Annotated in this window: 19 protein-coding genes; 8 read left to right on the top strand and 11 right to left on the bottom strand. The window is 33.4% G+C overall.

Annotated elements, in window-relative coordinates:
* Nucleotide 1: 1 nt before the first annotated feature.
* From LNP27_RS13460 to LNP27_RS13445, 4 genes are all read right to left on the bottom strand, one after another.
* Nucleotides 2-982, bottom strand: a complete 981-nt coding sequence (locus LNP27_RS13460; protein WP_229942159.1) for a HEAT repeat domain-containing protein — start codon at nucleotides 980-982, stop codon at nucleotides 2-4.
* A gap of 153 nt (nucleotides 983-1135) precedes the next feature.
* On the bottom strand, nucleotides 1136-1504 hold the full coding sequence (locus LNP27_RS13455) for a response regulator transcription factor (protein ID WP_229942158.1): 369 nt from the start codon (nucleotides 1502-1504) through the stop codon (nucleotides 1136-1138).
* 638 nt (nucleotides 1505-2142) lie between these two features.
* Nucleotides 2143-2907 carry a TIGR02757 family protein gene (locus tag LNP27_RS13450; RefSeq protein WP_229942157.1) on the bottom strand — a complete coding sequence of 255 codons (765 nt, stop codon included), beginning with the start codon at nucleotides 2905-2907 and terminating at the stop codon, nucleotides 2143-2145.
* A gap of 64 nt (nucleotides 2908-2971) precedes the next feature.
* Nucleotides 2972-3634, bottom strand: a complete 663-nt coding sequence (locus tag LNP27_RS13445; protein WP_229942156.1) for an ABC transporter ATP-binding protein — start codon at nucleotides 3632-3634, stop codon at nucleotides 2972-2974.
* 245 nt (nucleotides 3635-3879) lie between these two features.
* Between LNP27_RS13445 and msrA the strand changes: the two genes are divergently transcribed.
* Nucleotides 3880-4428: a peptide-methionine (S)-S-oxide reductase MsrA gene (gene msrA / locus LNP27_RS13440; protein ID WP_229944073.1), complete on the top strand. Its 549-nt coding sequence runs from the start codon at nucleotides 3880-3882 to the stop codon at nucleotides 4426-4428.
* Nucleotides 4429-4471: 43 nt separating this feature from the next.
* Nucleotides 4472-4771: a hypothetical protein gene (locus LNP27_RS13435; protein ID WP_229942155.1), complete on the top strand. Its 300-nt coding sequence runs from the start codon at nucleotides 4472-4474 to the stop codon at nucleotides 4769-4771.
* 12 nt (nucleotides 4772-4783) lie between these two features.
* On the opposite strand, the gene LNP27_RS13430 is transcribed toward LNP27_RS13435, so the two are convergent.
* The 6 genes from LNP27_RS13430 to LNP27_RS13405 all read right to left on the bottom strand — a co-directional run bounded on the left by LNP27_RS13430 (nucleotide 4784) and on the right by LNP27_RS13405 (nucleotide 9702).
* The gene (locus LNP27_RS13430) at nucleotides 4784-5086 is read right to left on the bottom strand and encodes a DUF6787 family protein (RefSeq protein ID WP_229942154.1); all 303 of its coding nucleotides are present in this window, start codon (nucleotides 5084-5086) and stop codon (nucleotides 4784-4786) included.
* Between the two features lie 32 nt (nucleotides 5087-5118).
* Nucleotides 5119-5553: a DUF6146 family protein gene (locus LNP27_RS13425; protein WP_229942153.1), complete on the bottom strand. Its 435-nt coding sequence runs from the start codon at nucleotides 5551-5553 to the stop codon at nucleotides 5119-5121.
* A gap of 121 nt (nucleotides 5554-5674) precedes the next feature.
* Complete coding sequence (locus LNP27_RS13420) at nucleotides 5675-6235, bottom strand: DUF937 domain-containing protein (protein WP_229942152.1); 561 nt, start codon at nucleotides 6233-6235, stop codon at nucleotides 5675-5677.
* Between the two features lie 92 nt (nucleotides 6236-6327).
* Nucleotides 6328-7278, bottom strand: a complete 951-nt coding sequence (locus tag LNP27_RS13415; RefSeq protein ID WP_229942151.1) for a D-2-hydroxyacid dehydrogenase — start codon at nucleotides 7276-7278, stop codon at nucleotides 6328-6330.
* A 201-nt stretch (nucleotides 7279-7479) separates the two neighbouring features.
* Complete coding sequence (serC, locus tag LNP27_RS13410; protein ID WP_229942150.1) at nucleotides 7480-8550, bottom strand: 3-phosphoserine/phosphohydroxythreonine transaminase; 1071 nt, start codon at nucleotides 8548-8550, stop codon at nucleotides 7480-7482.
* 93 nt (nucleotides 8551-8643) lie between these two features.
* The gene (locus tag LNP27_RS13405; RefSeq protein ID WP_229942149.1) at nucleotides 8644-9702 is read right to left on the bottom strand and encodes an acyl-CoA reductase; all 1059 of its coding nucleotides are present in this window, start codon (nucleotides 9700-9702) and stop codon (nucleotides 8644-8646) included.
* A gap of 136 nt (nucleotides 9703-9838) precedes the next feature.
* Here LNP27_RS13405 and LNP27_RS13400 point away from each other — a divergent pair, with 136 nt between their 5' ends.
* The gene (locus LNP27_RS13400) at nucleotides 9839-10189 is read left to right on the top strand and encodes a 4Fe-4S dicluster domain-containing protein (RefSeq protein WP_229942148.1); all 351 of its coding nucleotides are present in this window, start codon (nucleotides 9839-9841) and stop codon (nucleotides 10187-10189) included.
* Between the two features lie 149 nt (nucleotides 10190-10338).
* On the opposite strand, the gene LNP27_RS13395 is transcribed toward LNP27_RS13400, so the two are convergent.
* The gene (locus LNP27_RS13395; protein ID WP_229942147.1) at nucleotides 10339-13047 is read right to left on the bottom strand and encodes a TonB-dependent receptor; all 2709 of its coding nucleotides are present in this window, start codon (nucleotides 13045-13047) and stop codon (nucleotides 10339-10341) included.
* 314 nt (nucleotides 13048-13361) lie between these two features.
* Between LNP27_RS13395 and ychF the strand changes: the two genes are divergently transcribed.
* The 5 genes from ychF (at nucleotide 13362) to LNP27_RS13370 (ending at nucleotide 18788) form a co-directional block, all read left to right on the top strand.
* Entirely contained in the window at nucleotides 13362-14456 is a 1095-nt protein-coding gene (gene ychF / locus LNP27_RS13390) for a redox-regulated ATPase YchF (RefSeq protein ID WP_229942146.1), read from the top strand.
* Nucleotides 14457-14712: 256 nt separating this feature from the next.
* The gene (locus LNP27_RS13385) at nucleotides 14713-15237 is read left to right on the top strand and encodes an NADPH-dependent FMN reductase (RefSeq protein ID WP_229942145.1); all 525 of its coding nucleotides are present in this window, start codon (nucleotides 14713-14715) and stop codon (nucleotides 15235-15237) included.
* Between the two features lie 6 nt (nucleotides 15238-15243).
* The gene (gene pncB / locus LNP27_RS13380) at nucleotides 15244-16422 is read left to right on the top strand and encodes a nicotinate phosphoribosyltransferase (RefSeq protein WP_229942144.1); all 1179 of its coding nucleotides are present in this window, start codon (nucleotides 15244-15246) and stop codon (nucleotides 16420-16422) included.
* A 151-nt stretch (nucleotides 16423-16573) separates the two neighbouring features.
* Nucleotides 16574-18436, top strand: coding sequence for a DNA topoisomerase IV subunit B (locus tag LNP27_RS13375; protein ID WP_229942143.1), 1863 nt, complete (start codon nucleotides 16574-16576; stop codon nucleotides 18434-18436).
* Nucleotides 18437-18458: 22 nt separating this feature from the next.
* Complete coding sequence (locus tag LNP27_RS13370; protein WP_229942142.1) at nucleotides 18459-18788, top strand: DUF1016 N-terminal domain-containing protein; 330 nt, start codon at nucleotides 18459-18461, stop codon at nucleotides 18786-18788.
* Nucleotides 18789-18802: the final 14 nt, after the last annotated feature.

Raw genomic sequence — 18802 nt, 5'->3', positions numbered from 1 at the left:
GCTAATTTTTTTCTACGAAATTAGCGATTCTTAAAAACTGATAATCAGAAGATTCAGCTATAAGATTGTTGAATTTGTCTTTATTGAGAGCTTTAATAATTTTTAAAGCTGAAACTTTTATTTCAAAAATTTCATTATGTACATATTTGACAAGAAAGGATTCGTCTTTACTTTCATATAAGTTTTCCATCATTTTAAAAAAAGCAATTTGTTCTTCATGACTGCGGTTTTCTATATCAGCTTTCAAAATTTCTTTAGCTTCTAATACATTTAAATAACTTAAGACATCGATTGTTTCTAATCTTATTTTTTTAGTACTGTGGTTTAAGAGTATTGTAATTTCATCTTTTGCTTCAAATTGATTGTATGTCTTCGCTAATTTAAGAGCAAAAATAATTACGGAGTCGTTAGAGGAATTCAACCACGACTTAATATTAGGAATATCCTGATTTTCTAGTTTTTGCAGTATTCCTAATAACTGAATCTGATCCCACTCAGAAAGTTGAGTTTCTAATAAATTCAAAAAATCAAGACCTTCAAAATAAAATAAATCAACCATGTATAGTTGCATTTCTTTTCGAACCTCTCTTCTGGGATGGTTAATATGAATAAGCACTTCTTTGTAAGCTTCCTTTACGTGAAACTTCTTTAATTCTCGAATTCCTTTTGCAATAACATACCATTTTTTGTGACTTAATCTAGATAAGGCATAATGTACAAGTTTAGTTTGAAAATAAAGTTTTTGAACCGAGTCAGCTATATCACCTGAAATTTCATTTTTTAATTTCACCAAAACTGAAATTAAAATTTTTCTTTTAAAAGGATCTTTTGAATCCTCGTTAAACTGATCTATAATTGCTTGTTGTTCTAAACTTATTTCATCGACTTCATTTCCCGAATATAAGTAATTGATAAGATTAGATTCATATTCTTTCTCGTATGCAGCAGTTAGCCTTTCTTTTTTTCTTAAGGATCCTCTCAAGTATTTTAAATAAATAATCAGAGTTATAAGAAGTATAAAAAACACACTACTTATGCTCCATACAAGCTCAATTATAAGTGGAGAGTTATTAAGATAATCAATTAAATATTGATAGGAATTCATATTGAAAGGTAGTGGTGATTCATTTTGATTTTAACGAAGTAATCGCTTGACTCTGACCAAAAGTTCATTTGGACTTAAGGGTTTACTCATAAAGTCAGTCGCGCCAAGATCAAATGCTTTTAAAACTATTTTTTCTTGTCCAGCAGCCGAAAATACAACAATAGGTGTTTGTAATTTTAATATATTTCTTACGTGACTAATCACTTCTAATCCACTGATAAAAGGCATCATAATATCCGTTAGAATTAATTGTGGATTGTGCTCTTCAATTAATTCAATAGTTTCTTTTCCGTTTTCAGCTATAAAGAGAGAATATCCTTCTTTTTCTAATTTGAATTTAAGTAAAGTTGAAAGCATTGAATTGTCTTCAGCGAGTACAATTTTTTTAGCAAGTTCCATATTAGATTTGTATTGTTTTTTTGCGTTAGCAAATGAATTATATTTTTAAAGATTTTGTCGAATGGTAAATACTTCTACAGTAATTTGTTGATTTTACGAAATATCTTTTTTCTAAAACATTCAATATCTACTTTATTTAATTTAGAATTATTTATTCCATTTAAGAAGAAGACTTCTTCTCATCGTATGATCGTAAACATACAGCCGAGTGAATTAATAAGGTTTCTTTTTCCTGATTAATTAGTGAATTTGTTCTTTACAAAAGTGGTATAGGAATAAATTCTCTAAATCGAAAGTTAGTTTTAAAATCAAAAAATACTTTCTTAAAGTTAAGAGGTGATTGATTACAAATAGTGCTAACGGAATCACGAGCAGTTAAATCATCCTGCGGTTTAAATAGATGAATGGAACTTTTTGAGTTAGCGTTAAAGAAATAGGATTGAGATTGAAAACAGGTATATTGTGAAACGCAATTTTGCAGCAAAACAGATAAGTAGGCTTTCATGTTTCTGTTAATTTAAATATGATTAAAATATGGTATGTCTTGCAAATAAAATAGTGGGGACTATCGTATTTTTATATACTTTACAAAGATAGATATTATATTTCTGAAAAATGTTAAATTAGTAGAAAGTAGGCTAAAAACCCTCGAAAACGCCTAATCCAAATAAAGCAAAATCATACTTAACAGGATCATTTGCATCTAGTTTTCGAAGTTGTAAGTCTAATTCTACAAGTGCTTTACCGTCATTTTGTTTTCGAGTCAATAGCCCTAATTTTCGTGCTACATTTCCCGAATGCACATCTAATGGGCATGATAATGCCGATGGTGGAATGTCTTTCCATATTCCTAAATCTACGCCCTTATTATCTTGTCGAATCATCCATCGAAGGTACATGTTGATTCGTTTCGCTGCGGAATTATTTAGCGGGTCCGAAATATGTTTTTGACTCCTCTTTTGATGTGGAATTTCAAAAAATAACTTTTTGAGTTCATGAATGCTTTTTTGCATAGAACCTGCTTCTTGATGTTTATTGAAAACATTTTCTAGTCCACCATGATTTTGGTAAATGTGCTTTAAACTTCTAATAAAAGTGGAAAAATCACCACCGTTGAAAGTTCTATGTACAAAAGATTCTAAAGTCTCTAAATCATTTTCAGTATGTGACATAACAAAATCGTAAGGAGCATTTCCCATTAAATCCATCATGCGATGCGAGTTTTTTATGATCATTTTACGGTTTCCCCAAGCAATAGTTGCGCTTAGAAAACCTGCAATTTCAATATCTTCTTTTTGTGAAAATAAATGCGGAATTTGCACGGGATCACTTTCTATAAAATCAAATGTATTGTATTGAATAACTTTTTCGTCAAGAAAATCTTTGAGTTCTGATTGAGTCATTAATGAAATGAAATTTACGCGAGCAGTTCATAGTTTTACTTTAGAATAAAACTAAAAAAAGCTCCTAATTACTAATTTGTCCATCAACCATAACCAATTTTCTGTCAGCCATATTAGCTAATTCTTCATTGTGAGTCACAATCACAAAAGTCTGACCTAATTCGTCTCTTAATTTGAAAAAAAGTTGGTGCAAATTTTCTGCAGAAGCAGTGTCTAAATTCCCAGATGGCTCATCAGCAAAAATGATAGCCGGTTTATTAATTAATGCTCTGGCTACTGCTACACGCTGTTGTTCTCCACCAGATAATTCATTAGGTTTATGATTAATTCGATGCGAAAGCCCAAGGTAATCTAATAATTTTTTGGCTTCTATTTCGGTTTCTTGTTTGGGTTTGTTAGCGATAAATGCCGGAATACAGACATTTTCTAAAGCTGTAAATTCAGGAAGTAACTGATGAAACTGGAAGATAAAACCTAAATTCAAATTTCTGAATTTAGATAATGTTTTGTCATTCATAGTCAGAATATCTTCATTGTTGATTCGTAATTCTATTCCATTTTCCACAGAAGGTTTATCTAAAGTCCCAAGGATTTGTAAAAGTGTAGTTTTTCCTGCACCTGAAGCTCCCACAATGGAAACAATCTCTCCTTTTTGAATATGTAAATCAACTCCTTTTAAAACATGTAGTTGATCGTAATATTTATGTAGATTTTTAGTATGTATCATTTTTAAAACTATTTTCACAAAGAAACAAAGATTTTAATAATTATGAATTGGATCGCCTTTTATTTTCCTCTAACAACTTATAAACTTTAGTTAACAGAGAGTAGTAGCTTCGGTTTAATCTTTAATTTTGGTATAAAACACGAAATATGAAAAAGATAATTGGAATTTTTTTAGCACTATTGCCTTTTTCATTTTGTGCTAAAGACAAAAATATTAAAGTACCCAAAAGTACAGAAACAAATAGTATGGAAATAAGAGAAGGATTAGAAGTAGCGACTTTTGCAGGAGGATGTTTCTGGTGTACGGAAGCAGTTTTTTTAGAATTGAATGGAGTAAAAAGTGTAGTTTCTGGATATATTGGTGGCAAAACAATAAATCCTACTTATAAGGAAATTAGCAATGGCGATACTGGTCATGCTGAAGCGATCGAAATTACTTTTGATCCTACAAAAATAAGTTTTGGAGAGTTGCTAGAAATATTTTTTGCAACACACGATCCCACGACTTTAAACCGTCAAGGAAATGATGTAGGCACACAATACCGCAGCGAGATATTCTATCATAATGCTGCACAAAAACAATTATCAGAAGATTATATTGCTTTAATGACTACCGAAAATACTTTTGGAAAACCAATTGTAACAAAAATTTCTGGAGCGTCTACTTTTTATGAAGCAGAAGATTATCACCAGAACTATTACAATCAGAACAAAACGCAAGGATACTGCAGTTATGTTATAACGCCTAAAATTGATAAACTGAAGAAAATGTATCAAGATAAGCTTAAAAAATAACTGGCATTAGATTTGTTATTATTCTGTAAATTAAAAAAATAACATGGAAGAACAAGCACAAATCGTTACAGTAAATAATAAAACCAGAGATCTAGTTCTGGGGATTCTATTTGATGCGATTGGAATGCTATCCTTTACGGTTCCTTTTATTGGGGAATTCTCAGATGTAATTTGGGCACCTCTAGCAGGATTTCTAATGACATGGATGTATAAAGGAACGATAGGGAAGGTGGGAGGAACAATTGCTTTCTTGGAAGAAATTTTACCTTTTACAGATTTTATTCCTACGTTTACCTTAACTTGGATTTATACTTATTTAATAAAAAAACAAAACGCTCAGTAATCTGGGCGTTTTTTATGCTTTAAAGAGAAATCCTAAACCCATACGTTTTAGCATCTTTTTTTCGAAAGCCCAAAAGAATTTAAACTGCCCAAATAGCAGTCCAATTGTGACTAAAAGCACTTGGTATATTGGGAAAATCAAAATTAAACGAACGGGAGTAAACCAGATTCCAATGTCTTCTTTTGTGATTCCAAGCCAAATACAAAAAGGTTTTGAGAGCCAAGCTGATGCCGATCCTGTAATTGCAAAAACAATAAATATAATTGTAAGTTGGTAATTTGTTTCAATACCCCAACGTTTCTTTAACTTGTTCATCTTTATTTATAATGATTACAAATATAAGAAGTTTATCTTAAGGGAACGTAACCAAAAAGCTTTTGTTTATAGGTATTTTGAAAATAAACTAAATAATTATAGATCAAATAATTCACTTCGTAACCATAGTCAATAGAAGGATTGTAGTCGATAGTCATTTGATATAAATTAGGATTATAGCGCGTCGGTTGTAATACTCTACTGTTCCATTCGCTGATCCATATTTGATTCTTACTTTCTAAATAACTTTGTGAATGGTAGTTGCGAGGATGAGCATTAGAAATAAGCCAAGAACTAAAACCAGGATCAATTATTATAACTTCATATTCTAACTTATCATTAGCGATTCTGATCGTATCGCTTTTCACACCTGTTGGCTTTTGTTTGTCAACCGTAGTAGACTTAGAAGTTGTACAACCTATTAGAATACAACAGATAATGGCTATTAAATAAATACTATTTTTCATAATGAGTAGAATTATAGCATTAAAGTTAAGGATAATAAAGGACTGATTACTAGTTTTCTTCGAATAAAAAAAGTCACTTACTTTTAATAAATGACTTCCTATAATTTAATATGTTGCGATTTTATTTTCCAAAAAGTTTACCTAATAGACCTCCTACGCCGCCACTGTTTTTTGTAACCGCATCTATAGCGTCTGACATATCTACTTTTCCATCTGCATTTTGGTCTAAACCAAATTGCCCACCATATTTTGAAATAGCATCCATTATACCTGAATTTTGACCACCTCCAGAAATAGCGCTTACTAAATCTGTAATGTTAAAGCTAGAATCGTTCGGATCTTTAGCTTTTCCTATCAACGAACCTAAAATTTTAGGAATCATACCGGCAGCAACGCCAGAAGCTACTTCGTTACTTAATCCAAATTTAGAACCAAGATTACCTGTAAGTTGCTCCGTAAGTTGTTGAACTGCGGGATTAGAAGTATTTGTAGCATTATTTCCGTTGAATAAACCAGCAAGCTGTTCTACACCACCTTCTGAAACCATTTTTTGTAGGCCAGAAAGAATAGAGCTACTCGCTTCATTCATTACTGCTTCGTTTTGTTCATTCGGAATAGCGTCGTTTCTTACAACTGCATCATTTCCAAATTGTTGTACTAATTGAGTTAATTGTTCAAACATGAGATTTTAGATTAGATTAGACTCAAATTTAAGCAAAAAAAAGAATTTATTAAGCTAGTTAATAAATCCTTTTTTACTCTTTATTGAAAAAATTATTTCAGCAAACTGATTATTTGCGAAGCTAATTCAGTACCAATTCTGTCTTGCGCTTCTCCTGTTGCAGCACCAATATGAGGTGTCAACGAGATTTTATGATGCATTAATATTGTCATTTCAGGTTTTGGTTCACTTTCAAAAACATCTAATCCAGCAAATAAAACTTTTCCGCTATCTAATGCTTTTACTAATGCAACTTCGTCAATTACGCCACCACGAGCACAGTTTACAATACCTACGCCGTCTTTCATTATTGCTAATTCCTTTTCGCCTATGATGTAACCATCTTGAGCAGGAACGTGCAAAGTGATAAAATCAGCTTCTTTAAATAAAGATTCTAATGATTGTGAAACTATGGTTGTAGTTACTGATTGACCGTCAAAAAACTCAACTTTAATATCTACTTGCGGAATAAAACTATCCGCAGCGATAACTTTCATACCTAAACCTAGCGCCATTTTAGCAGTAGCTTGACCTATACGTCCAATTCCTACTATACCAAGTGTTTTTCCTCTTAATTCAATTCCGTTTGCATAAGCTTTTTTCAAACCATCAAAATTCGTATCTCCTTCAAGAGGCATATTTCTGTTAGAATCATGCAAGAAACGAACACCTGAAAATAAGTGAGCAAAAACTAATTCCGCTACTGATTCTGATGATGAAGCCGGCGTATTTATCACATGAATTCCTTTGCTTTTAGCATAATCCACATCAATATTATCCATTCCTACACCACCGCGACCTATGATTTTTAATCCAGGACAAGCATCAATAATATCTTGACGAACTTTAGTGGCACTTCGCACTAAAACTACATCCACGTTATTTTCGTTTACAAAGTTAGCTACTTGTTCTTGTGCTACTTTTGTAGTAATTACTTCAAAACCACCTCTTTCTAAAGCTAGAATTCCACTTTTCGAAATTCCGTCATTGGCTAATACTTTCATTATTTTTATCATTGCGAGAAAAGAAGACCTTCAGTTCTCAAAGTTAATTTTTATTATTTTTCAGGAGCTATTTCCCGCTATTTGTTGCAATCTTTTTAGTCGCCGAAAAGGCTCATAAAAAGGATTTTCACTACTATCGGGGCTAGAATCCCTTGTAAAAAATGTTTTTTGTATTCCTAAATTCCTCCTTCGTTAGAGAGACTATATTTTAGACTCTAATTCTTTCATTACGTCAACTAATACTTGTACGCTTTCAATAGGAAGTGCATTGTACATAGAAGCTCTGTAACCACCTACAGAGCGGTGTCCTGGCAATCCAGAGATTCCTGCTGCTTTCCACATGGCGTCAAATGTTGCTGCATGAGCTTCATCATTCAACAAGAAAGTAGCATTCATGTTAGAACGGTCTTTAACAGCCGCAGCTCCTTTAAATAATGGATTTCTGTCTATTTCAGCATATAACAAAGCTGCTTTTGCATTGTTTATTTTTTCAACTGCTGCTATACCACCAAGATTTTTCAACCATTGTAACGTCAATAAAGACGCATAAACTGGAAAAACAGGTGGAGTATTAAACATACTTTCTGCTTTAATATGTTTAGCGTAATCTAACATACTTGGAATTGCTCTTCCGTTTTTACCAAGAATTTCGTCTTTGATAATAACTAAAGTCGTTCCTGCTGGTCCCATATTTTTTTGTGCACCTGCGTAAATAATGTCAAATTGCGTAAAGTCAATTACTCTTGAAAATATATCTGAACTCATGTCGCAAACTAATGGCATATCCACTGATGGAAATTCCTTCATTTGTGTCCCAAAAATCGTGTTGTTACTTGTGCAGTGTAAATAATCTGCATCTGCAGGAACAGTATATCCTTTTGGAATATGGTTATAATTTTGATCTTTTGATGAAGCTACAATAACTGTGTCTCCAAAAAACTTTGCTTCTTTTATTGCTGCAGAAGCCCACGTACCAGTATCAAGGTACGCTGCTTTTCCGTTTTCCTTCATTAAGTTATAAGGAACCATTAAGAATTCTAAGCTTGCTCCGCCAGCAAGAAATAAGGCACTATATCCCTTTCCTTCAAGGCCTAAAAGCTCAATAGCAAGCGCTCTAGCCTCGTCCATAACCGCTACGAAGTCTTTACTTCTATGCGAAATTTCTAAGATAGATAATCCTGAATCATTAAAATTTAATATTGCTTGTGCTGATTTTTCAAAAACTTCTTGCGGTAAAATACAAGGTCCTGCGCTGTAGTTGTGTTTTTTCATGGTGTAGTTTATATCCGAAAAATTAAAGGGCAAATTTCGGTAATAGAATTTTAAATAACGTTAAATATCTAGCAATAATCTAACGTTTTTTAGTTATGTTGTTAACAAAAACGAAATAGTATCGATGTTATCTGCGTAATTCCATAATGCAGGTTTTTGAGTTTGTCCAAAATCTACGCTGTTTTCTATCAAATTATCGCTAACAATGCACTGTATTTGTTCGCTTTCTGCTTCTAGTCGCTTTTGAAGTTCGCTCACAGTTTCGTAATTTTCATAAAAAACGCTTGAAATAGGAGAGGCGTGGCTTTTATCTTCTTTTAGTGTTAAAAACCCATTATCTAATAATTTAAAGTTGCTCATCAAGAAAACGGCTTTGTTGTAATCGTAATTATTAGCATACTTTTCATAATGAATAACATCCTGATATTCGAAAATGGCTTCGAAAAAAGCAACAAAAGAATAGTCTTTAGGAACAAAAAGTTTAGATACATTTCGACATCCTAAACCAAAATATCTAAAAATATCTTCACCTAAAGCAGCTAGTTGTTCCTTAGTTTCATTACCAGTCAATACAGCAACTGAATTTCTGCTTTTTCTTATGATTGAAGGTTTGTCCTTAAAATAATATTCAAAATAACGGGCGGTATTGTTGCTTCCAGTGGCTATTACTGCATCAAAATTTTCTAGCTTTCCTTCTATAAATTTTATTCTTTTCTCAAATTCAGGCTCAACAGCGATAATATATTTTGCTAAAAAAGGCAGTAAATGTTGGTCGTTAGATGATGTCTTAACTAATACATTGTTTCCAGTAATTAATACCGATAAAAAATCGTGAAATCCTACCAGCGGAATATTTCCTGCAAGAATTAAAGCAACGTTTTTAGAATTGTTTTTTTCTAAATCATATTCAGAAAGCCATTGGCTTAAGTTTTCATCAGTCAGTGCTTCTGCCCACGATTGAATCGAAAAGTACACTTGTTCTGGGGTATACCATCCATTATGTGACTGCGATAAATGAATTAAATCAACGAACGCATCAAAAAATGTTTCGTTATGCAAAACCGCGGAATTCTTTAAAGTGTTATTCTCGGAAAATTGCGCTAAAAATTTCCCTAATTCAACAAAAACACTTTTTTTTGTTTCTAATGTCATAATGTTTGTTTATGAATAGTTTTGATTGTAATTTTGCACAAAATTAAGCTTTAAAAAGCCGAAAGTCAAAAGACTTAAAGTCAAAAATGACTTGTTGCAGTTTTTTTTAGCTTGAATAACCAAATACTATAGTAAAATGGCAATAATTATAACTGACGAATGTATCAATTGTGGAGCATGTGAACCAGAGTGCCCAAATACAGCAATATACGAGGGAGCAGACGATTGGAGATATAAAGACGGAACGAGACTGACAGGTAAAGTAATTTTGCCTGATGGCACTGAAGTGGACGCTGACGATGCTCAAACTCCTATTTCTGACGAAGTTTATTACATCGTTCCTGGGAAATGTACGGAATGTAAAGGGTTTCATGACGAACCACAATGTGCTGCAGTTTGTCCTGTAGATTGTTGTATTCCTGATGATAATCACGTTGAGTCAGAAGAAACATTGCTAAACAGACAAGCATTTTTACATAACGAATAAGTAGCTTAGGCTTACGATTTAGTATAGAACCTGTTTGCTTATGCAAACAGGTTTTTTTATGTTTTAAATGTTTGTTTGAAAATAGCAAACAAAAAAGAGTTGTCTTGCAACAACTCTTTTTTTTAAATAATATATTTCTACAAATAGTATTAGAATGTAAAACCAAGTCTAGCGTAGTAGTAAGCGCCACTAAAACCCATTTGCACTGCATCCCAATATCCACCACCTTCAACCCAGTCGTCTTGCTGATCAGGGTAAACATTTAGTAAATTATTAGCACCTAAAGTGATTTTAGCTGACTTACTAAGTTTATAACCTAATGTTAAGTCAGTTACTATTTTTGCACCGTAAGTATCAGTTGCCGCTTTTACTTGATTTGCAAATGAACCATAGTCCGCAACATCTTCATCCATCTGATAATCTAGTAATTTAACCTCGCTAAATCTTGTAAATGCTAATCCAGCATCAAAAGATTTTCTATTGTAGTTGAAATTTAAACCAAATTTGTTATTTGGAGCAGATGCTAATAAAAATCCTTTGTCGCGCTCTCCAAAAAATGCACCAGCTGGAAGATTACCGTTTTTTACTTTGTCAATTTTCATGTCATTGATGTTACCCACTAATGTTACCCCAAATTTACTGTCGTTGATTGTTTTTTTCCACGCTAATACTACGTCTAATCCTGTAGTTTTAGTATCAACACCATTTACGAAAAATTGTGCTTTATCAACGCCAACACCTAACGGAGTTGCATCAAAATAACCAGTTAATACAATTCTGTCTTTTACATTAATCAAGTATCCGTCAATTGTAGCTGTAAAATCTCCGTAATTAGCTGTAAATCCTAAAGAGGCATTTACTGCTTTTTCTTCGTTCAATTTTTCTATTCCAAATGATTTCGTCACCGGACTATTATTTGGCGAAAGTAAAACTTCGGTTGCTCCAGCTGAACTAAAATTCGTAAAACGTAAGTTGTAATATACTTGTGCTAATGATGGCGCACGGAAACCAGTACTTACAGATCCTCTAAAATTGATATTTTTGTTCGCTTTTAATCTCATTGCTAATTTACCATTCAATGTGCTACCAAAATCACTGTAGTTTTCAAAACGAACGGCTCCACTTACTAAAAATGCTTCGGTTATATCTAGCTCAGCATCTGTGTATAAAGATAAATTGGTTCTACTTCTATCTACAACATTAAGTGGGCTGTATCCTGGAAATCCTTGAGAGCCTCCTGGTCTTGGAAGAGCGATTGGAGAATCTGGATCTGCAGAGTCGTAATCCGGATTAGGGATAGAAGGGATTGTTTGTGTGGTAGGGTCGATAATCGGTCTTCTGCTAATGTCATACGTTGCATATGAACCTTCTTCACCAGCAAAAATGTTAAATTTTTCAGTTCTAAACTCTGCTCCAAAAGCAAGGTTTAGTCCATTCATTACAGAGGGATAGTTTTTAGAAAGATCAAAATTGGTAGTGTTTTGACTTAAACTATGACCACCAGCATCAAATTCTGTTGGAGATGCTCCTTCTAGTGAAGCATTGATCGTTCCTTTTGTATAATAATGAAAAAGGTTTTTTCCAAATGTGTTACTAATGTCAATTTTCCATCCTCCAGTAGTTTCAGTTCTAAATCCTACCGCCATAGAGTTGTCGATGATATTTGATGTAATTCTAGGAGTATAACCCCCTGGATATATTGATTCTACAACACGTGGTCCATCATTTCTTGTAAATGCGTAAGCGTCAGTATCTCTGTAGTTTCTTCCTCCAAAGGCGTAAAATTCTGTTTTGTCCGATATAGGGATAGCCATGTTCGCAAAAAGGTTAAAACCCTGAATTGCTGCTTCTCCAAATCCTTTTCTGAAATCGAATCCAGGACGGAGTGTTTTATTTTTGTTGATGTATTCAGTTGTGAAGTTTGCAAAACCGCCTTTTTCACCAATTGCAATACCATAATTTGCAGCAACCTTTACAGATCCTCCGTCAAAAGATTGATTTTTTCCAAATGAATTACCATTTCCATTTTTGTCTAAACGGTACCCATCAGTATTAGCCGTTCCTACTGGAAAATCTCCCTTAGCATTGGTGTTAAAAGCACCGTAAGTTACAGTACCAGTTAGTTCGTTTACATTGTCATTTAAAACAATATTGATTACACCCGCAATAGCATCAGAACCATATTGCGCTGCAGCACCATCTCTAAGTATTTCAATTCTTTTGATTGAAGCCGCAGGAATTGCATTTAAATCAGTTCCTGTATTTCCACGTCCACGAGTTCCAAAAAGATTGATAAGAGACGACTGATGTCTCCTTTTTCCGTTTATTAAAACTAAAGTTTGATCTGGACCTAAACCTCTTAAAGATGCTGGATCTACGTGATCCGCACCATCAGAACCAGATTGTTTGTTTGCATTAAATGAAGGAGCAACATATTGAAGTAATTCATTTATTTCTAGTTTTCCGCTTTGCGTTGTGACATCTTTCACGCTGATAATATCGATAGGAACTGCTGAATTTACAACAGTTCTCTTTGTATTTCTTGATCCTACAATTTGGACTTCTCTTAAAGCTTGTCCGCCTTCTTCAGATAAAACAACATTGATAGTTGCGCTTGTAGCGGCTTTTTCCATGTTAGAAAATCCAACGTAGCTAAAAACTAAAGTTGCGCCGTCTTTAACTTTTATTCTGTAAGCTCCATTCGACTCAGTTGAAACTCCGTTAGTTGTTCCTTTTTCAATAATATTTACACCTGGTAAGGCAGCGCCTGTATTGTCTTTTACCACACCTGAGATTTCTTTTTGAGCAAAAAGAAAAGAAGCGTTTAGTAGAAATAGAAGTAAAATTAATTTTTTCATAATTTGATGAATTTGGTTTTAGTTAGCAGTAATTAGTACTGCAATATAATATTTTTTTAACATAATATTAGTATATTAATTTTAATTCATAAAAAAAATACTATTCTTCTAAAATCAGTAATTTAAATTATGATATCAATAAATTTTTATAAAAAAGTATGAAAGTGCTTCAAAATGTTATAAAAATATTTTTATCACGCATTAATTTGTTGAATATGCTATCATACATTTATTAAATCTTATATTTGCAAACTTTAAAAAGTAATTATAAAAAAACGTGTAGCAGGCATCTGCTATTTGTAAACTAAAATAGTATGAAAGCAGGAATTGTAGGGTTGCCAAATGTTGGAAAATCAACATTATTTAATTGTTTGTCAAATGCAAAGGCACAAAGTGCTAATTTTCCTTTTTGTACAATTGAACCAAATATAGGAGTGGTAAATGTACCAGATCCAAGAATTGAAAAATTAGAAGAATTAGTTAAACCAGAGCGTGTTCAAATGGCTACGGTTGATATCGTTGATATTGCAGGATTGGTAAAAGGAGCTAGTAAAGGTGAAGGATTAGGAAATCAATTTCTTGGAAACATTAGAGAGTGTAACGCGATTATTCACGTTTTACGTTGTTTTGATAACGATAATATCGTTCACGTTGATGGAAATGTAAACCCAATTCGTGACAAGGAAACGATTGATATCGAGTTGCAGTTAAAAGATCTAGAAACGGTAGAAAAACGTTTGGAAAAAGTAAATCGCGCTGCTAAAACTGGAAATAAAGAAGCGCAAACTGAAAAAGCACTTTTAGATCGTATCAGGGAGTCTTTGTTACAAGCTAAATCAGCTCGTACAATAACTCCGCAAGGTAATGATGAGGAAGTTTTGATGGAATCTTTCCAACTGATTACGGCAAAACCAGTTTTATATGTTTGTAATGTAGATGAAAATTCAGCAGTAAGCGGAAATAAATATGTAGATCAAGTTCGCGAATTAGTAAAAGATGAAGATGCTGAGGTTATTATACTTTCTGTAGGAGCTGAAGCAGATATTACCGAGTTAGAGAGCTACGAAGAGCGCCAAGTTTTTCTTGAAGACATGGGGTTGAGCGAGCCAGGTGCATCCGTTCTAATTCGTGCAGCATATAAATTGCTAAAACAACAAACGTATTTTACCGCAGGAGTAAAAGAAGTTCGTGCTTGGACAATTAATATTGGATCTACTGCGCCACAAGCTGCAGGAGTAATTCATACTGATTTCGAAAAAGGCTTTATCCGTGCAGAAGTTATTGCTTATGAGGATTTCGTACAGTACGGTTCAGAGGCTAAATGTAAAGAAGCAGGAAAATTTAAAGTAGAAGGAAAAGAATATATCGTAAAAGATGGTGATGTAATGCATTTCCGTTTTAACGTATAAAAACAATAATCATAGCTGTATTAAGTCGAAAGTTAGTAATAGCTTTCGACTTTTTTTTTGGACCTATTCCAGCTTTTTACTTCAAGATTTTTCTATCCGTCTTTTTTTCTACGATAAAAAAGGAGCTTCCTTTGGTCGCTCTTTTTCATCAAGAAAAAATAAGATTGATCTGAAAAATGCTTTCCATTTCAATGTGGGTATGAAAACAGAGTCCGCATAATTTTATTTTTAGTATATTTAAGAAAAATAAACTTTTATGAAGATTATAGCTTTTGGCGCAAGCCCTAGTAAAAACTCGATCAATAAAAAATTAGCTGCTTATGCAGCTGATTTATTTGAAAATGCAGAAGTGGAAGTACTTGATTTAAACGATTTCCAGATGCCATTATTTAGTATAGATGTCGAAAAAGAAATAGGAAAGCATGCTCTTGCACAGGCGTTTTTGGATAAAATTGCTACCGCTACTATTTTAGTAGTTTCTCTTGCCGAAAATAATGGTAATTATTCAGCGGCTTTCAAAAATGTATTCGATTGGTGTACAAGAATTAGAAAAGATGTTTTTCAAGACAAACCTATGCTTGTAATGGCAACTTCTACAGGTGCCAAAGGTGGTGCAAGTGTATTAGGAATTGCTAAGAATGCTTTTCCATTTTATGGGGGAAACATTAAAGCAACATTCTCTTTACCTAGTTTTGACACTAATTTTGATATTGAAAAAGGGGGGATTAGCAATATCGAATTGCGAAAAGAACTTCAAAAACTAATTACAGATAATTTTTAACCACATATGAATTTAGTTCAATTGCATTCGATTTTAGATAATGACTTTTACAAATTTACTATGCAGCACGCTGTAATCAAACTTTTTCCAAAGGCTAAAGTTCGGTACGCATTTATTAATCGAGGTAAACATGAATTTCCACCTCATTTTGCGGAATTACTTCGTAAAGCAGTTGATGCGATGATTCATCTAAAATTGACATTAGCCGAAAAGAATTTCCTGGCTGATAATTGTCCCTATTTAGATCCTACCTACTTGGATTTTTTACAAGGTTACCAATACGATCCTACCGAAATTGCAATTGAGCAGAACGGAAGTGATTTGAAAGTAATCATTGAAGGATATTGGTACCGAACGATTCTTTGGGAAGTTCCCTTAATGGCTTTGATATCAGAACTTTTTTATGCTTCTCAAAATTTAATTCGTGTAGATGATGAAGAAGTGAAGCGAATCACCAAAGAAAAAATAGAGAATTACAATAGTTTGGGAGTTGTGATTTTAGAATTCGGAACCCGTCGCCGTCACTCCTATGAAGTCCAAAGATTGGTTAATGAAACATTAGACACTTTTGGTTCAAAAAGTTTTTTAGGAACAAGCAATGTGCATTTCGCAATGTTACAAAATAGAAAACCGTCAGGAACACACGCTCATGAGTGGTTTATGTATCACGCTTCGGAATACGGGTTTAAAGTAGCTAATGCTGTAAGTCTCGAAAATTGGACAAAAGTGTACCAAGGTGATCTTGGGATTGCGTTAACGGATACGTATACAACCGAAGTCTTTTTTGAACAATTTAATAAAAAATATTCTAAACTTTTTGATGGTGTCCGACACGACAGTGGTGATCCAATTGAGTTTGCCAAAAAAACGATCGAACATTACGAAAAAATGGGAATAGATCCCAAATCAAAAATTATTGTTTTCTCCGACTCCTTGAATTTTGAAAAAGTAAAAGTCATTGCCGATTTTTGTCGAGGAAAAATAAAAATGTCCTTCGGAATTGGAACAAATTTCAGTAATGATGTTGGCTTGCCTGCAATGAATATGGTAATTAAACTCACAGATACTAAACCCGAAAATAGTCATTGGGAAGCGGTTGTGAAATTATCGGATGAAAAAAATAAACATACAGGAACTCCCAAAATGATTGCTTTGGCACAACAAGTTTTAGGAATAGAATCCTAAAAGCAATCGCTTCTATAATGGCAAAATCATTTTTTGTAATTTTGAAGCGTAGCTCTTTTAAAATATATTGAGATATGCTATATTAGCACACTCAAGGTCTAAGTCAAAGCTAAGACTAAACAGAACGAAGTTAAAATCCACAAAACTCACAATGTCCGATAAAAATCAATATACCGAAGATAATATTCGGTCACTCGACTGGAAAGAGCACATTCGCATGCGTCCCGGAATGTATATCGGGAAACTTGGAGACGGTTCTTCGCCAGATGATGGTATTTATATTCTTTTAAAAGAGGTTCTAGACAACTGTATCGATGAATTTGCGATGGGAGCTGGAAAAACCATTGAAGTAACCATCAGAGACAAAACAGTTTCAGTTAGGGATTATGGTCGTGGAATACCATTAGGTAAAGTGGTTGACGTGGTTTCTAAAATGAATACGGGAGGAAAATACGATTCTAAAGCTTTCCAGAAATCAGTTGGTTTAAACGGTGTCGGTACTAAAGCCGTAAATGCTTTGTCTGATTATTTTCGTGTCGAATCGGTTCGTGACGAAAAACAAAAAGCAGCCGAATTTTCAGCCGGAAATTTAGTTTTAGAAGAAGATATAATTGATACCACTAAGCGTAAAGGAACTAAAGTTACTTTTACGCCTGATGAAACTATTTTTAAGAATTACAAGTTCCGTTTAGAATATGTTATTAAAATGGTCAAAAATTATTGTTACTTAAACAATGGCTTGACGATTATTTTTAATGGAGAAAAGTACTATTCTGAAAATGGTCTTAAAGATTTATTAGAAGCGACTATTAACGCTGAGGATTTAGAATATCCTATCATTCACCTGAAAGGGGAGGATATTGAAATGGCCTTAACGCATAGTAAAACGCAATATAGCGAGGAATACCACTCTTTTGTAAACGGTCAAAACACCACGCAGGGAGGAACTCATTTAGTGGCGTATCGTGAAGCAATTGTAAAAACGATTCGAGAGTTTTATAATAAAAGTTTCGAAGCTTCTGATGTTCGTAAATCGGTTGTGAGTGCGATTAGTATTAAAGTAATGGAGCCTGTTTTTGAGTCGCAAACCAAAACTAAATTAGGTTCTACAGATATAGGTTCTGATCCAGGAATGCCATCGGTACGTACTTTTGTAAATGATTTTGTGAAAACAAAATTAGATAATTATTTACACAAGAATCCTACTACTGCAGAGGCATTATTGCGTAAAATTTTGCAAGCTGAAAGAGAACGCAAAGAATTATCTGGAATTAGAAAACTCGCTACAGATCGTGCTAAGAAAGCAAATTTACACAATAAAAAACTGAGAGATTGTAGAGCGCATCTTCCAGATACAAAAAATCCTAGAAACTTAGAAAGCACGCTTTTTATAACCGAGGGAGATTCGGCATCTGGATCGATTACAAAATCACGCGATGTCAATACGCAAGCCGTTTTTAGTTTGCGTGGAAAGCCTTTGAACTCTTACGGAATGAGTAAGAAAATTGTGTATGAAAATGAAGAATTTAACTTGTTGCAAGCCGCTTTAGATATTGAAGATGGACTGGAAAAATTACGGTACAACAATATCGTAATTGCAACTGATGCGGATGTCGATGGAATGCACATTCGCTTGTTATTGATTACTTTTTTCTTGCAGTTTTTTCCTGAGTTGATTAAAGAAGGGCACTTGTATATTTTGCAAACGCCTCTTTTTAGAGTTCGAAACAAGAAAGAAACGATTTACTGTTATTCCGATGACGAACGAAAAGAAGCTATCGAAAAATTAAAACCAAAACCAGAAATTACCCGATTCAAAGGTTTGGGAGAGATTTCGCCAGATGAGTTCAAAAACTTTATCGGAGAAACCATTCGTCTAGATCCTGTAATGATGGATAAAAACACTTCAATTGAACAGTTGTTGTCTTTTTACATGGGCAAAAACACCCCTGATAGGCAAGAATTTATTATCAAGAATTTGAAAGTGGAATTGGATGTAATTGAGAAAGTGTAAGGTTTAAAGAGAGAAAAATATATTGTCAAACGATATTCAAAATAAAATTTTATTTTCTCAAGTGGTCGAGCTATTGCAAAATGCTCGTCAACAAGTTTTGCGTACAATAAACTCAACTATGGTTTATACCTATTTTGAAATAGGAAGAGTTATAGTCGAAGAAGAACAAAAGGGCAAAGATCGCGCTGAATATGGTAAACAATTATTAAAAGGACTTTCGAAACAGCTGAATCAGGAGTTTGGAAAGGGATTTTCTGTCGTTAATTTAGAAAATATGAGAAAGTTTTATTTGATTTACTCAATTCCTCAGGCACTGTCTATGATTTCTGAAATTAAAATTCCTCATCACTGATGACGAATTCTGAA

This window comes from Flavobacterium galactosidilyticum (assembly GCF_020911945.1).
In the GTDB taxonomy this organism is placed as follows: domain Bacteria; phylum Bacteroidota; class Bacteroidia; order Flavobacteriales; family Flavobacteriaceae; genus Flavobacterium; species Flavobacterium galactosidilyticum.
The sequence above is the reverse complement of the archived record's forward strand: the minus strand, read 5'-3'. Positions and strand labels throughout refer to the sequence as shown.

What these genes read in the sequence shown, in the direction of transcription:
- LNP27_RS13455 (WP_229942158.1), bottom strand. Translation starts at nt 1,504, where the DNA reads ATGGAACTTGCTAAAAAAATTGTACTCGCTGAAGACAATTCAATGCTT.
- LNP27_RS13450 (WP_229942157.1), bottom strand. Translation starts at nt 2,907, where the DNA reads ATGACTCAATCAGAACTCAAAGATTTTCTTGACGAAAAAGTTATTCAA.
- LNP27_RS13445 (WP_229942156.1), bottom strand. Translation starts at nt 3,634, where the DNA reads ATGATACATACTAAAAATCTACATAAATATTACGATCAACTACATGTT.
- msrA (WP_229944073.1), top strand. Translation starts at nt 3,880, where the DNA reads ATGGAAATAAGAGAAGGATTAGAAGTAGCGACTTTTGCAGGAGGATGT.
- LNP27_RS13435 (WP_229942155.1), top strand. Translation starts at nt 4,472, where the DNA reads ATGGAAGAACAAGCACAAATCGTTACAGTAAATAATAAAACCAGAGAT.
- LNP27_RS13430 (WP_229942154.1), bottom strand. Translation starts at nt 5,086, where the DNA reads ATGAACAAGTTAAAGAAACGTTGGGGTATTGAAACAAATTACCAACTT.
- LNP27_RS13425 (WP_229942153.1), bottom strand. Translation starts at nt 5,553, where the DNA reads ATGAAAAATAGTATTTATTTAATAGCCATTATCTGTTGTATTCTAATA.
- LNP27_RS13420 (WP_229942152.1), bottom strand. Translation starts at nt 6,235, where the DNA reads ATGTTTGAACAATTAACTCAATTAGTACAACAATTTGGAAATGATGCA.
- LNP27_RS13415 (WP_229942151.1), bottom strand. Translation starts at nt 7,278, where the DNA reads ATGAAAGTATTAGCCAATGACGGAATTTCGAAAAGTGGAATTCTAGCT.
- serC (WP_229942150.1), bottom strand. Translation starts at nt 8,550, where the DNA reads ATGAAAAAACACAACTACAGCGCAGGACCTTGTATTTTACCGCAAGAA.
- LNP27_RS13405 (WP_229942149.1), bottom strand. Translation starts at nt 9,702, where the DNA reads ATGACATTAGAAACAAAAAAAAGTGTTTTTGTTGAATTAGGGAAATTT.
- LNP27_RS13400 (WP_229942148.1), top strand. Translation starts at nt 9,839, where the DNA reads ATGGCAATAATTATAACTGACGAATGTATCAATTGTGGAGCATGTGAA.
- LNP27_RS13395 (WP_229942147.1), bottom strand. Translation starts at nt 13,047, where the DNA reads ATGAAAAAATTAATTTTACTTCTATTTCTACTAAACGCTTCTTTTCTT.
- ychF (WP_229942146.1), top strand. Translation starts at nt 13,362, where the DNA reads ATGAAAGCAGGAATTGTAGGGTTGCCAAATGTTGGAAAATCAACATTA.
- LNP27_RS13385 (WP_229942145.1), top strand. Translation starts at nt 14,713, where the DNA reads ATGAAGATTATAGCTTTTGGCGCAAGCCCTAGTAAAAACTCGATCAAT.
- pncB (WP_229942144.1), top strand. Translation starts at nt 15,244, where the DNA reads ATGAATTTAGTTCAATTGCATTCGATTTTAGATAATGACTTTTACAAA.
- LNP27_RS13375 (WP_229942143.1), top strand. Translation starts at nt 16,574, where the DNA reads ATGTCCGATAAAAATCAATATACCGAAGATAATATTCGGTCACTCGAC.